Source organism: Desulfoluna sp. CYM3A (assembly GCF_056829965.1).
Map to the genome: position 1 here is coordinate 466,358 of NZ_CP186556.1, position 12,468 is coordinate 478,825.

The following is a 12,468-nucleotide window of genomic DNA, read 5'->3' on the forward strand; positions in this document are numbered from 1 at the left end:
TTTTTTGTCTTTTTATACCAGTGATAGGTGACCTCCATTACCATTATCAATCGCTACATTCTGAAAGAGCTGCTGCAGCCTTTTTTACTGTGCCTGGGCTTTCTCAGCCTTGTCTTTCTCCTGACCAAAATCATCGACATCACCGACCTGGTGGTGAATTACCGGGCGAGTCTTTCCACGGTTCTTGCCATGGTGGGCTACACCCTTCCTGTAATGATGCAGTACACCCTGCCCATGTCCGTGATGATGGCGGTGCTGCTGACCCTCTTACGCATGTCCGCCGACCGGGAGATTGTCGCCATCAAGGCAGGCGGCGCCGGGCTTTCCGCCATCCTGTACCCGGTGGGGGCCTTTTTGTGGCAATTAGCCCTCTGCTGACCCTGGGCGTGACGGTTTACGGTGTCCCCTGGGGGAACTACTCCTATAAAAAAATGGTGGTGAACATCGCCTCCGCCGGTGTGGACGCCTCCTTGAAAGAGGGCACCTTCAACACCAACTTTGACGGAGTGATGCTCTATGTGGAGCGCATCAACCCTGAGGACAAGAGCCTCCACGGTGTGTTTATCCGGGACACCCGGAACCCCGAAAGTGAGGTGGCCATATCTGCCCCCAGGGGGGTGAGGTTTTTCTCCAAAGAGGCTGAAACACTGACCCTGCGCCTTGGTGGGGTACAAGCAGGTGAATCTGAAGAACCGGTCGGTCAATGCCATTGCCTTTTCCACCTACGACATCCGGGTGAATTTCGGCAAGCTCAGCTCCAAGAAGAAGCTGGGAAGCAAGGCCCGGGACGAAATGAGCCTGTCGGAGCTTTCCGCCCATATCGCATCGGAGAAGAAGGCGGGGCGCAATCCCGATACGGCCATCATGGAGCTCAACGAAAAATTTGCCCTGGCCCTGGCGGCCCTGACCCTGGGAATCCTCTCCATTCCCTTAGGGCTTCGGAGTGCTTTTTCCCGCAAGGGCTCGGGCATGGGGCTGGGCCTTGTCTGTTTTCTTCTTTATTATGTGATGCATGCATCGGGATGGTCCCTGGGCAAGTCCGGGGCGGTTCCGCCGGAACTGGCCCTCTGGATGGGCAACGTGGTCATGGGAAGTGCGGGCCTGGTGTTTCTGGTGCGGGTCTCCCGGGAGAAGACCCTGGGGTTTGATGTGCTGGGCGGGTTGATTCTGTCGTGTGTACGCCGGGTTATCGGGCCCTTCCGGAAAGGAGGGCAATCATGAACATCATCCAGCGGTATGTTCTGAAACAGTTTTTCAAGTATTTTGCCATGATCCAGGTGGTGGTCTTCTTTCTGGTGGTGGCCATTGATTACCTTTCGTGGATCTCAAAGTTCCTCAGGGCGAACTACAACCTCCTGGACGGGGTGGGGTTCGTGGTGATGAGGAACCTGGGGATCATCGTGATGATGACCCCGGTGTGTGCCCTGTTGTCCAGCGTGGTGCTCTTCGGGCTCATGCGGAGAAACAATGAGGTGGTGGCCCTCATGGGGGGTGGGATCAGCGCCTGGAAGCTGGTGAAGCCCCTGGCGTGGGCGGGTATCATCCTGACCCTCCTCGTGTTTATCCTGGCGGAAACCCTGGTCCCCGTGGCCTTGAACAAGGCCACCTATATCCGCATGGTGGAGATCAAAAAACGCAATATCCAGACCACCCACGGAAACAACATCTGGTTGCGGCACGGTCGGGAGATCATCTACATTAAGCATTACACCATCGCCACCAAGACCCTGTCCGGGGTCTCCATCACCCGGTTTGCCGATGAGGCGCGCTTGTACCATGCGCCCGGGTGGACGCCGCCTCCGGGGTGTATACGGGCAGGGGCTGGTCCCTTAAGGATGCCATTGTCCAGGAACCCGTGAAGTCCGGCGGTCAGCGGTCACAGTATGTGTCGGCCGCCATCGACATGGTGGGGGTGATGCCCGAGGACCTGGGCAGCGTGGTCAAACAGGCCCGGGAGATGAGTTTTTTCGACCTCTGGGAGTATATTCGGAAGATGGAAAAAGAGGGGTACGATGTCACCCGTTACCGGGTGGATTTTCACGCCAAGATGGCCTTCCCCCTGCTTTGCCTCATGATGGTGATGATCGGCTCAGGCATTGCCCTCACGCGGGAGCGTCATGAAGGGATCCCTGTGTCCGTGGGCATCGGCATATGCGCCGCCTTTCTCTTCTGGGTCTTCTACAGCCTCTGCCTCTCCCTGGGGTACGGCGAAATGCTGCCACCCTTTGTTGCAGCATGGGCCGCCGATGTGGTGTTCCTCTGCGGGGGCGGACTCCTGCTGCAGGACGTGGAGTGACGGGCACCTGGGTTTCGTAAAGGGAAACGAGTGATTGTATGGGGACTATGATGGATTACATTGAACGTGCCTTTGAAGACGATGGGCGGACCTCACCGTTTTCACCCAAGTTTGCCCTTCTGGGGCTTTCCAAGGTGTACGGCGCCCTGGGGCGGGTCAAGCGGGCGGCCTATGAAAAGGGGCTACTGGAGGAAAAACGCCTGCCTGCAAAGGTGGTGGCCATCGGCAACCTCACCGCCGGGGGCACGGGTAAGACACCCATGACCCTTTTTGCGGCCCGGTGGTTTCAACAGAAAGGGGCCGGGGTGGTCATCGTGAGCCGTGGGTATGGCGGGAGCCTTTCCAAAAGGGGGGCCGTGGTTTCCGACGGAGACGCTGTGTTTCTCTCCCCCCATGAGGCCGGTGATGAGCCGGTGATGATGGCCGAGCAGCTTCCCGGTGTGCCCGTGGTCATCGGCAGCGATCGGGTCGCGGCAGGCATGGAAGCCTGCGATCGGTTTCGGCCCGATGTGGTGATCCTGGACGATGCCTACCAGCATATCCGCCTGGCCCGGGACCTGAATATCCTCCTTGCCGATGGCAGCCGCCCCTTTGGAAACGGCCATGTCCTGCCGAGGGGACCCTTGCGTGAACCACTGTCCGCCCTTTCCTGGGCCGACGCTGTTGTGTTAACCCGCGCAGGCCAAGGGGATGTCCATGGATTTTCAGGCCATCTGCCCAAGGAGTTGAGGGGCATGGTCGCTTCTCTGCCCGTGCTTTCGTCCTCCCACCGGGCCTCCCTTGTGGACGGCACGGGACGTCCCGTTAGCCCGGATGAACTGGGGCCGGTATTTCTCTTTTCCGGCATCGCCAAGAACCATGCCGTGGAAGAGGGGGCCGAAAGGCTCGGTGTGACCATTGCCGGACGCTGTTTTTTTGGCGATCATCACTCCTACACCGAGGCGGAGGTCGCCGCCCTGGAGGCCCGAGCCAGATCCTGTGGTGCCTCCGTTCTGCTTACCACGGACAAGGACAGGGTCAAGGTGCGAACCATGGCTTCCATGCCCCTTGCCACCATCATGGTTTCCATCGAATTCAATCAGGACCTTCCTGCCGTCACCGCCCTTTTAGAATCCCTGATTCGTCAATAAATACGGGTAGCGCTTTTTTGGCTCCGGCTTTGTTGGGAAATTCTTTTGCCCCGCATCCAGGCCATGATTTTTCAAAAAGCGCCCCGCTGAGGGAGACCTGAATCGGCACGGGGGCCGGATGCTTACAACGGTTCGATGTTGCTGTTTCCGGTCGCCTCTCTTTCTTTTGGGGTTCTCTTCGCACAGGTCTATCCGGGGGTAATCGCATGGCGAATACGCTTTCATGCTGTGAAAACCCCTTGTTGTGTGCTATGGACCTAGTTGACGATTCTATGTCAACGCCGGAGGGGAGTTCGTGTGGGAGCGGCTCCCCTTCGGCATCTTTCCCGGTTTTTCCTGTCTTTCCCCCCTCCTTTTTTAATTCATCCCATGACCCATCCGTACGGCCTTTCCATCATCCCCAAGGGTGTCATAGCGTTTATGTGGACCCTGCGCAGCATATCTGTTCGGCAGGAGGCATTGTGGCTTTATCAACCCAGTCGCAGGTGGTCGATGGGAACTGACAACGGAGAAATGGCTTTAATTCTGCGGGTAAATGTATTAAATAGGCCTCCGAATGATGATCCTGTCCCAGGGCTTTGGGCAGGATCATACAAAGAAATCGCGCCGAGATAACCGAAGTCTGCTGCCGCTTCTTACAAATAAGAGCGGAGCATGGAAATGTGTATCGGTGTGTTGCAGGAGACGTTGTATGCAGTACCCCAGGAAGTTGCGCCTGTCGTGGAAGGCGTTTTGTGTTGAGTTGCAGAAGGATATGAAGCTGCTTTTCTTGTTGATCCTTACCTTGCAACTTTATCGTCTGTTTGTCCTTGTGATGTTTCACGATGCCGTGACTGGAAGCATCGGCCTGACAGACTATATCCTTGCTTTTTTCAGTGGCCTCCGGTTTGACGGCCGCGTGTCCGTGTTGATTCTGATTCCCACCTTTCTTACCTCGATTTTGTGTGCGTTTGCGGATGTCTCAAGGGGCGCTGCCGTGGTGCGGGCATGGATGGCCCGCATCGCCCTGCTGTTGAACGCCGTTGTCTTTTCGGTGAACTTCATGTTCGTCACCGAATACAAGGACACCTTTAACCAGTGGATTTTCGGGGCGGTGTACGATGATTTTGGTGCTGTGATCAAGTCGGCGTGGACCAGCTACCCTGTGGTGACCATTGCCGTGGCAACGGTTCTTTTTTATTTCTTGGCCCTGAAATGTGCCTTAAGGTTTATCAAGACACCTGTCTTTCCGGATGCCTGGTTCTCTTATCTTGGCAAATCTCTGCCCATGAAAGCGGTGACCGTGGCCTGTATGCTCTGCATCGTGACCTTCTGCGGACGGGGCTCGGTTGTGAGCAGGCCGGTGCAGCTGAAGGATGCTTCCGTCACCCGGGATTCCTTTTTGAACCGCATGGTGCTGAACCCCTGGTCCGCCCTTCGCTACACCGTAAAGCACCATAAGAAGGTGGCAAGCGCGGCAGGCCTTGAGAGCATTTTGCCGGACGGAGATATGCAAGGGGCTGTGAGCTCCCTCTTTGGCGAAGTCCCCGGAAATTCCCTGGGCGCTGCCATGGCCCGGACCAGCCGGGGGGCGGCAGCACAGCGGCCTAAGCATATTTTTTATTTTGTCATGGAGAGTATGGACAGCTGGTCCACCCTTGAGCGGTACCGCTCCCTGAACCTTATGCCTGAGCTGGCACGACTGGGGAAAGAGGGGATGCAGGTACGATCCTTTATTTCCGCGAGCAGCGGGACCATGGTCTCCCTGTCCGCCATCATGACGGGGCTCCCCGATGTGGGGGTTATCACCAATTACCAGCCCGCAGCCCAGAAACCGTTTCCCACCTCCATGGCTCCTCAGTTCAAAGATTTGGGATATGAGACCAACCTGTTTTACGGAGGCTATCTCTCCTGGCAGCGCCTTGAGGACTTCGCCCTGAACCAGGGGTTTGATGCGTGCTACGGCGGCAACCACATGGGCGATTGGCTCAAGGGCAACGAGTGGGGCGTGGATGACGGGGACCTCTTCGATTTTATCTTGAAACAGCTTGATAAAGAGACACCATCCTTTAACCTGATCCTCTCCACCTCCTACCATCCGCCTTACGATATAGACGTGTACGGCAAGGGCTTTCCTTTAAAGGCGATTCCCCCTGAACTTTCGGAGGTGTACGATGGAAAGATCCCCCTGGCCACCTTTGGTCACCTGTGGTACGCGGACCATGAGCTGGGGCGGTTTGTCCGGGCAGCGGAAAAGAGGTTTCCCCAGGCCCTGTTCGCCATTACAGGGGACCACTGGTCACGGAAATTTTTGAACGAACACCCATCCCTTTACGAGAGCCGCAGTGTCCCCTTTGTGCTGTACGGAAAAGAGGTTCTCAGCGGGGTTCCCATCCCCAAGCAGGTGGCAGGGAGTCACCTGGATATCATGCCGACCCTGCTCGACCTGGCGGCCCCAAAGGGTCATGCCTATCATAGCCTGGGCACCAGCATGCTGGACCCGGATCGCAGGCAGGTGGGCATCGGACGGGGCATGATGGTGACCCCCGGGTACATGATCTCCGGCAGCCGTGTGGAGCATCTGCCCTACGCCGAGGAGGCCGAGGTTCCGGACACCGGCGAGGTGTCACGGCTTGTGCAGAGCTGGCGTGCCCTGGGGTGGTGGCGGATCATGAAAGGGGATGCCCTTCCGGCAAAGGCCAACACCATGGTCGGGCTGGCGCCCTGATCATGGTGACATGAGAACACAAAAGGCGACACGGATGACCGTGTCGCCTTTTTTTACGCCGTGTGTTGACCGTGATGGCTAAAGATTTTTACTGCTTGTCTAAAATACGCTGCTCAATCCCCGTGGTGCTGCGGCCCTCCATGAGGGGAACGAGTTCCACGCGGCCTCCGTAGCTCTCTACCACCTCTTTGCCCACCACCTCGTGGGGCTTGTAGTCCGCTCCTTTGACCAGGATATCGGGCTTTAACGCCCGGATCAGTTCAATGGGGGTGTCTTCGTCAAAGATCACAACAAGGTCCACGGAGGAGAGGGCGCTCAAGATGGCGCCGCGGTCCTCCTCACCCACGATGGGGCGACGGCTTCCCTTGAGCCTGCGTACGGACGCGTCGCTGTTGAGTCCCACCACCAGACGATCCCCCAGATTCCGGGACTTGTGGAGAATGTCCACGTGGCCGTGGTGGGAAGGGGACAGGTCGAGCTGGTCGGAGACCGCCGCCGTTGGCCGTTGTCCTGCCAGGCACGGCGTGGGTGGTGTCTGGACGGTTGCAGCGTCGAGCCGGCTCCCATTTTTCTGTCCCTTCATCCTGTTTGAGTTCGCCGATGGTGACAGGCCGGGTTCCCAGCTTACCCACCACAATGCCTGCGGCCGCGTTGGCCAGGCGAGCGGATGCGTCAAAGGGGAGTCCTGCGGCAACGGCTGCGGCCAGGGTGGCGATGACCGTGTCCCCGGCGCCGGAGACATCAAAGACCTCTCTGGCTTCGGTGGGGATGAACAGGGCGTCTTCAGCCCCTGCTTTGAGGCACATCCCGTCAGCCCCTCGGGTGAGGAGAAGGTTGGCAAGGCCGTAGGTGGTGCGGGTCTCTTCCACCTGATCGGTGACGGCCGCTTCGCTTGGGGTGAGGCGGTGGCCCACGACCAGCTCAAGCTCGCTGGTGTTGGGGGTGACGCAGGTGGCGCCGTGGTAGCGGTCCCAGTCGCTTCCCTTGGGGTCCACAAACACAGGAATCCCTTTGTCTGTGGCCATACGGATCAGGGCCTGGCAGACGCCCTCGGTCTGCATCATCCCTTTGCCGTAGTCCGAGAGGATCAGGGCGTCGGCAGATTCCAGGGTTGAGCTGCAGGTTGCCAGGAGCTGCGCTTCATCGGTTTCGGAGAGGATGGCGGCAACCTCGCTGTCCAGTCGGAAGAGTTGCTGCTTTTGAGCCATGATGCGCGTTTTTGTTGTGGTGGGACGCTCTTTGGAAGCCACAAGGCCGTCCGTTGCGATGCCCATGTCTCGTGCAAGCCAGGTGACGCGCCTGCCTGTTTCGTCGTCTCCCAGGAGGCCCACCAGGGTGACCTGGCATCCCAATCCGGCCAGGTTGGCGGCCACATTGCCTGCGCCGCCTAAAATTTCGGTGGTCTCACCGGTTTTGACCACGGGGACCGGGGCCTCGGGTGAGATGCGTTCCACCTCGCCCCAGATGTATCGGTCCAGCATGACGTCGCCCACCACAAGGACGCGTGTGGTGCTGAAGGTATCGGTGTTGATGTGCATGGTGTGTCAGGTTTCCTTCGTTTGGGTGTACGTGCTCGGGCGCTACAGGCTACCGGCTTCGATCTCCATGATGGCAGAGGCCAGCAGGGGGATCATGATCTCGTGGTGCCCTGTGATGGCATAGCCTTTGCCGCCCGGCATGACGGGGCGGGAGACCACGTTGACGTGGGGCCGGTAATGTTGGATCATGTCGAAGTTTGCCGTGGTGAAGTGGGTGACCTTGTGTCCCAGGTTTCGGGCCACGGCCAGGGCTTTGAGGAACACTTCGGGCATGATGACGGCGCTGCCGAAGTTGAGGACCACCCCGCCGTCTCCAAGGTTGGAGACGCTGTGGGCAAAGATGCGAAAGTCCCTTAAGGAGGCTTCGCCGATGGCGGCTCCCTTGGCCGTAGGGTGCTGGTGGACAATGTCGGTGCCCAGGGCCACGTGGAGAGTGTATGGGATCCCCAGCTCGTGGGTCCTGGCCAAAAGCGCCCGGCCCCTGTGGGGGGCGTCCTCTTCGATGAGCATGGCGCCTACGGCCTGGCCGAACCCTTCGGTGCCTTCAGCTGCCCGTTCCGCGGCGTTGTTGACCAGGGCGGCCGTGTCTTCGGCCATGCCGAAGGAGCCGTCTTCCAGCTGGGCGGCCACGTCTTCCGAGGTGTGGCCAAAGCGGGCCAGCTCGGTGTCGTGGATCCCTGCCGCGCCGTTGGAGGCAAAGTGGGTGATGAATCCCTGCCGTGCAAGGTCGGCCAGGATGGGTGAGCAACCTGTCTTGATAACGTGCCCGCCGATCATGGCCATGACGGGCTTGCCCTTGGCTTTGGCTTCCACCACGGCACGGGCCACGGCCAGGAGGTCGCCTGCCTTTAATATCCCGGGAAGGTTTTGGAAGAATCGGGCCATGGAGGTTCCCGCCTCGCAAGGGGTGCCCTCAAGGGAGGTGGTTACTTTGGAAGGGCGTTGGGTGGCGGAGTAGGTCCGGACCTTGGTTATGTCTATCTCTTTGTATCGGGTCATGGTATCACAGAGTCGTTGTTTGGGTTATGGACACACGGGACGGCTGGTGTTGGGCTTCGTGTGAGGTGGCTTTTTTGTGCATCAAGTCATATCACAGCGTTGCCCGGCAGTGGAAGGGGATTTTCCCTCTCCCATGGTTACCGAAAACATGGCCTTGCGGCAAGGGCAACACGGCCTTTTGAACCGGCGAGTTAAAACGTGGGAAGGATGTGGGAATGGATAAAATTCCGGCTAAAAAGATATGTGTGATTCGAACTTCGGCCCTGGGGGATGTGGTCCATGCCATGGCCCTGGTGGAGGCCCTGCGTCACGGATATCCGGACGCGGAGATCACCTGGGTGCTCCAGCCCCTGGCCTATGAGATGGTCAAGCATCAAGGTGCGGCAGATCACTATGTGCTCTTTGATCGCAAAGGTGGGCGTAAGCACTGGCAGGCGTTGCGGAAACGGTTCAAGGGCGAGGTGTATGACGTGGTCCTCATGCTCCAGGTGAGCATCAAGGCCAGCGCCATCTCCACCCTGATCAAGGGGCGGCTCAAGCTGGGCTTTGATATGGCCCGGTCCCGGGAGTGCCAGTGGCTCTTTTCCAACCGGCGCATTCCCAAGAAGACCCCGGGCCACGTTCAGGACCAGTTTTTTGAGTTTGCGGAGTACCTGGGTGTAACGGGTTACCCTGTGGCGTGGAATTTCGGGTTTACCGACGCCGAGCAGGACAAGCGGTCCGCTTTTTTTGACGGCCTGGCGGCTCCGGCCGTTACCTTTGTGGTGGCTTCTTCCAGCCCCGACAAAGACTGGCCTGCGGACCGCTACGCTGAGGCTGTGGATCATGTGGCTCGAAAAGGCATGGTTCCGGTTCTTACAGGTGGCCCGAGTTCGCGGGAGAAAGCCCTGGCAGATGAGATCAGCCGCCTGGCCGAAACAAAGCCCGTTATTGCCCTTCAAAACGGTATTCGGGATCTTCTCGTGGTGCTGTCGGGCTCCACGGTTGTGGTCTCTCCGGACACGGGACCCCTGCACATGGCCGTGGCTCTCAACGTACCCACCGTGAGTCTGTTCGGGTATTCCAATCCCAGGCGTTGCGGACCCTACCGGCGCTTTCAGGAGCTTCTCATCGACCGGTTCACGGAATCTGCGGAAGAGAACGGGGCCAGGCGTTATTTTAAGACAGGGCGCATGGAGTACATCTCCGTATCCGATGTCACGGAAAAGATCGATCTGGCCCTTGAACGCTATGCCGGATCGGCTACAGACCGTCCATGATACGTATGAAATGATGGCTGAGGGTTTCGGGCAGGTTGTGCTTTTTCACGGCCCGGAGCCACCTTTTGACGTAGAGTTCAGCAAGCTCCTGCCTGGGACCGACCCCTTCCCGGGCCTTGTCGAAGTCAATGAGAACGGGCAGGTCCCCTTCAGTGACGATGATGTTGCCCGGGTGCAGGTCCACATGGTGGATTCCCATATCGAGCAGGGCCTTCATCTGGGGGGCAAGGCGAACAAAGAGGGGCTCCAGCCGGTCTTCCGGGAGATGGGCTGTGGCCAGTGTGTGATCGTGGGGTACGGTCTCCATGAGAAGCCAGCAGCATCGAAGGATTTTGCCCGATTCAATGGTGCCCAGGGGAACAGGGGCCTTGACGGCCGTTCCTGCGAACCTTGCCAGAAGTTCACATTCCCGAGCGGCCCTGCTCTGTCCGCATCCCATGTAGAATTTTCGGTTGACCTTGCCCAGGAGTCCTCCCCTCAGGAAAGGCTTGATGGCCACATGCTTTCCGGCGATGCCGTCAATGAACTGCAGGGAACCCCGTCCCCCCAAGGTCTTGGTGGTCTGCGCCAGGGTGTGGGGCAGGTGCTGTATAAGGCGGGCCGCTTCGTCGTGTGTGAGGGCAAGGTGGCTTGTGACAGTATAAGGGCCGATCTTCATGAGTGCTCCTCTGCCAGGAGGGTCTCCACGGCGGAGAGCACCTGCTGCGGGGTGATTTCCCGCATGCACGCTTCGGTGCCGTTGGGGCACTCCCGTTTCCCGTGTCGGCCGCAGGGGCGGCATGGAAGCTCTTTTTCCACCACAATGGCTCTGTTTTTCCAGGGCCCGAAGCCGAAGGCAGGGGTGGTGGAGCAGAAGATTGCCACGTTGGGCACCTTGAGGGCCGAGGCCATATGAAGGGCCATGCTGTCGTTGCAGATGATTACTGTCGCCCGGCTGGCAACCCAGATCATCTCACCGATGCCCGTCTTTCCTGCAAGGTTTATGGCCGGGATCCCTTGGGATGCCTGGCTGCAGGCCTCGGCTTCGGCTGGTCCGCCAGCCACCACAACGGAGAGCCCTTTGTCCAAGAGAGCCTTGGCAACCGCACGGTAGCCTTCGGAGTGCCACATTTTGGTCTCCCAGGCGCTTCCCGGAACCATGAGGGCAAAAGAGCCCGGGGGCATGGCCTGTTTGAGGTCCTCGGAGATGTCGGCATCAGGGGGCGGAAAAAGGCGCATGTCGGCCTTCAAGGTGGTGATGTCGGCTTCGCCTTCAAGGATGGCAAGGTTTCTCAGTACGTCATGGACCGACGGGTCCCGTCGAAAGGTCCGATGATAGAGAAAGCGCCCTTTGGCATTGGAAAAGCCGATGCGCTCCGGGATCCCTGCAAGGGCGAGCATCACACTGGTGCGGATGGATCGGTGAAGTGAGTAGACCCGGTCGAAACCCATGGCTTTCACCTGTGCTGCCATGGCCCGAAGTCCCTTGATTCCTTTGGCGCTCCCTCGTTTGTCATAGGGAATGACCCCGGAGAGCAGTGGGTCGTGGGCCACAAGATGGCTGGACAAGGGGGTGGCCATCATCCAAAGCTCGGCATCGGGATGGAGGCTTTTAATGCCTTCGATGACGGGCGTTGAGAGGATGGTGTCTCCCAAAAAACTGGTCTGGACAATCAGTATTTTCATATAAGGTCTGTTTCAGTGGTGTCCCGCGTAGGTCATTTGGGTGAGGTTGTTCCGTCCTCTTTTTTTTCGAAAACCAGAATGAGCGACCGGCTGAACAGCAGGTTGTGGTGGAACATCCAGTTGGGGGCTTTTAGGGCCTTGCCACCGCTCCACGTGTTCCGGAATTTCGGCATCTGGAGCCACGCAAATCCCAGGAGCAGAATCGGAGAGAGCAGGGGAATCAGGATTTTTCGCTTGAACTTGTCTCCATCTATACCAATGAGCTCAGCTCCGTGGCATGCGAACAGGTATTTTAGCTGAACGATACTCAAGGATGAAATATGACCCCTGTCGATTTTTTCATCCTTAAGGGCGGGCTGGTTGGCGTAGGGCTCAAACTGGAAAAACGTCCCGGTAAAGAGGAACTGGAACCTGCTGTACAGGTTGTGGATATTGGGCAGGGAGATGATCACGCGTCCGCTTGACCGGCAGATTCTGCACAGCTCGGCAATGAGCCTGTTCGGTTCGATCACATGTTCGACCCCTTCTAAGCAGAGGATGGTATCGAAACGTTCATCCTCAAAAGGGAGGCTCGCTTCCATGTCGGCGTATACATAGTCCGGTTTTTCGGCGTTGATATCGGCACAGACGACGTTGTGGCCTGCTTGGGCGAGCTTCTGGGACAGAAGGCCATTTCCCGCAGGAATATCGAGGATATCCTGCTTTTCAGGTCGTTTGACGACTTCATGGTACACCTTGGCCATGTACCCCGTGAAATTTTTAACGTGTGAGAATTTTTTCATTATGGTCGCTTTTTTTCGCGCAAGCGCGTAAGTGTCGATTACGGAAGATTGCTATAATTTTCGAGCTGAATATATAAACATTGTGGGAAAAA

Annotated in this window: 13 protein-coding genes and 1 pseudogene; 8 read left to right on the forward strand and 6 right to left on the reverse strand. The window is 58.1% G+C overall.

Annotated elements, in window-relative coordinates; genetic code table 11:
* The first annotated feature begins 27 nt into the window (after nucleotides 1-27).
* The 7 genes and pseudogenes from ACOYW1_RS02460 to ACOYW1_RS02490 all read left to right on the forward strand — a co-directional run bounded on the left by ACOYW1_RS02460 (nucleotide 28) and on the right by ACOYW1_RS02490 (nucleotide 6,133).
* Nucleotides 28-378, forward strand: coding sequence for an LptF/LptG family permease (locus ACOYW1_RS02460; RefSeq protein WP_482421533.1), 351 nt, complete (start codon nucleotides 28-30; stop codon nucleotides 376-378).
* Nucleotides 379-386: 8 nt separating this feature from the next.
* Nucleotides 387-614 (forward strand): annotated as a pseudogene (locus tag ACOYW1_RS02465) (LptF/LptG family permease); the annotation flags it as partial.
* A gap of 64 nt (nucleotides 615-678) precedes the next feature.
* Nucleotides 679-1,221 (forward strand): LptF/LptG family permease, encoded by a 543-nt coding sequence (locus ACOYW1_RS02470; protein WP_482421534.1) that lies wholly within the window; start codon nucleotides 679-681, stop codon nucleotides 1,219-1,221.
* The gene (locus tag ACOYW1_RS02475; RefSeq protein WP_482421535.1) at nucleotides 1,218-1,859 is read left to right on the forward strand and encodes an LptF/LptG family permease; all 642 of its coding nucleotides are present in this window, start codon (nucleotides 1,218-1,220) and stop codon (nucleotides 1,857-1,859) included. Before ACOYW1_RS02470 ends, ACOYW1_RS02475 begins: the two co-directional genes overlap by 4 nt.
* Entirely contained in the window at nucleotides 1,805-2,296 is a 492-nt protein-coding gene (locus ACOYW1_RS02480) for an LptF/LptG family permease (RefSeq protein WP_482421536.1), read from the forward strand. Before ACOYW1_RS02475 ends, ACOYW1_RS02480 begins: the two co-directional genes overlap by 55 nt.
* 38 nt (nucleotides 2,297-2,334) lie before the next feature.
* Nucleotides 2,335-3,426, forward strand: a complete 1,092-nt coding sequence (lpxK, locus tag ACOYW1_RS02485; RefSeq protein ID WP_482421537.1) for a tetraacyldisaccharide 4'-kinase — start codon at nucleotides 2,335-2,337, stop codon at nucleotides 3,424-3,426.
* A 691-nt stretch (nucleotides 3,427-4,117) separates the two neighbouring features.
* On the forward strand, nucleotides 4,118-6,133 hold the full coding sequence (locus ACOYW1_RS02490) for an LTA synthase family protein (RefSeq protein WP_482421538.1): 2,016 nt from the start codon (nucleotides 4,118-4,120) through the stop codon (nucleotides 6,131-6,133).
* Nucleotides 6,134-6,221: 88 nt separating this feature from the next.
* Here ACOYW1_RS02490 and ACOYW1_RS02495 read toward each other — a convergent pair whose 3' ends face one another.
* Genes ACOYW1_RS02495 through ACOYW1_RS02505 form a run of 3 tightly spaced genes read right to left on the reverse strand, consistent with a single transcriptional unit; the run spans nucleotide 6,222 to nucleotide 8,670 of the window.
* Nucleotides 6,222-6,539, reverse strand: a complete 318-nt coding sequence (locus tag ACOYW1_RS02495) for a nucleotidyl transferase family protein (protein ID WP_482421539.1) — start codon at nucleotides 6,537-6,539, stop codon at nucleotides 6,222-6,224.
* Nucleotides 6,472-7,671: a D-glycero-beta-D-manno-heptose-7-phosphate kinase gene (gene rfaE1 / locus ACOYW1_RS02500; protein ID WP_482421540.1), complete on the reverse strand. Its 1,200-nt coding sequence runs from the start codon at nucleotides 7,669-7,671 to the stop codon at nucleotides 6,472-6,474. Before rfaE1 ends, ACOYW1_RS02495 begins: the two co-directional genes overlap by 68 nt.
* A 42-nt stretch (nucleotides 7,672-7,713) precedes the next feature.
* Nucleotides 7,714-8,670, reverse strand: coding sequence for a GSU2086 family protein (locus ACOYW1_RS02505; RefSeq protein ID WP_482415040.1), 957 nt, complete (start codon nucleotides 8,668-8,670; stop codon nucleotides 7,714-7,716).
* Between the two features lie 215 nt (nucleotides 8,671-8,885).
* On the opposite strand from ACOYW1_RS02505, the gene ACOYW1_RS02510 reads away from it, so the two are divergent.
* Entirely contained in the window at nucleotides 8,886-9,929 is a 1,044-nt protein-coding gene (locus ACOYW1_RS02510) for a glycosyltransferase family 9 protein (protein ID WP_482421541.1), read from the forward strand.
* Here ACOYW1_RS02510 and ACOYW1_RS02515 read toward each other — a convergent pair.
* From ACOYW1_RS02515 to ACOYW1_RS02525, 3 genes are read right to left on the reverse strand one after another with little or no spacing between them, the layout of a single operon-like run.
* Nucleotides 9,913-10,587, reverse strand: coding sequence for a lipopolysaccharide kinase InaA family protein (locus ACOYW1_RS02515; protein WP_482421542.1), 675 nt, complete (start codon nucleotides 10,585-10,587; stop codon nucleotides 9,913-9,915). The genes ACOYW1_RS02510 and ACOYW1_RS02515 overlap by 17 nt on opposite strands.
* Nucleotides 10,584-11,594, reverse strand: coding sequence for a glycosyltransferase family 9 protein (locus tag ACOYW1_RS02520; RefSeq protein WP_482421543.1), 1,011 nt, complete (start codon nucleotides 11,592-11,594; stop codon nucleotides 10,584-10,586). Before ACOYW1_RS02520 ends, ACOYW1_RS02515 begins: the two co-directional genes overlap by 4 nt.
* Before the next feature lie 32 nt (nucleotides 11,595-11,626).
* Nucleotides 11,627-12,376 (reverse strand): class I SAM-dependent methyltransferase, encoded by a 750-nt coding sequence (locus ACOYW1_RS02525; protein WP_482421544.1) that lies wholly within the window; start codon nucleotides 12,374-12,376, stop codon nucleotides 11,627-11,629.
* Nucleotides 12,377-12,468: the final 92 nt, after the last annotated feature.

Bases quoted from the DNA above. Each gene is read 5' to 3' on its own strand.
- rfaE1 (WP_482421540.1), bottom strand. From the start codon at position 7,671: ATGCACATCAACACCGATACCTTCAGCACCACACGCGTCCTTGTGGTG.
- ACOYW1_RS02505 (WP_482415040.1), bottom strand. From the start codon at position 8,670: ATGACCCGATACAAAGAGATAGACATAACCAAGGTCCGGACCTACTCC.
- ACOYW1_RS02475 (WP_482421535.1), top strand. From the start codon at position 1,218: ATGAACATCATCCAGCGGTATGTTCTGAAACAGTTTTTCAAGTATTTT.
- ACOYW1_RS02520 (WP_482421543.1), bottom strand. From the start codon at position 11,594: ATGAAAATACTGATTGTCCAGACCAGTTTTTTGGGAGACACCATCCTC.
- ACOYW1_RS02490 (WP_482421538.1), top strand. From the start codon at position 4,118: ATGCAGTACCCCAGGAAGTTGCGCCTGTCGTGGAAGGCGTTTTGTGTT.
- ACOYW1_RS02525 (WP_482421544.1), bottom strand. From the start codon at position 12,376: ATGAAAAAATTCTCACACGTTAAAAATTTCACGGGGTACATGGCCAAG.
- ACOYW1_RS02510 (WP_482421541.1), top strand. From the start codon at position 8,886: ATGGATAAAATTCCGGCTAAAAAGATATGTGTGATTCGAACTTCGGCC.
- ACOYW1_RS02515 (WP_482421542.1), bottom strand. From the start codon at position 10,587: ATGAAGATCGGCCCTTATACTGTCACAAGCCACCTTGCCCTCACACAC.
- lpxK (WP_482421537.1), top strand. From the start codon at position 2,335: ATGGGGACTATGATGGATTACATTGAACGTGCCTTTGAAGACGATGGG.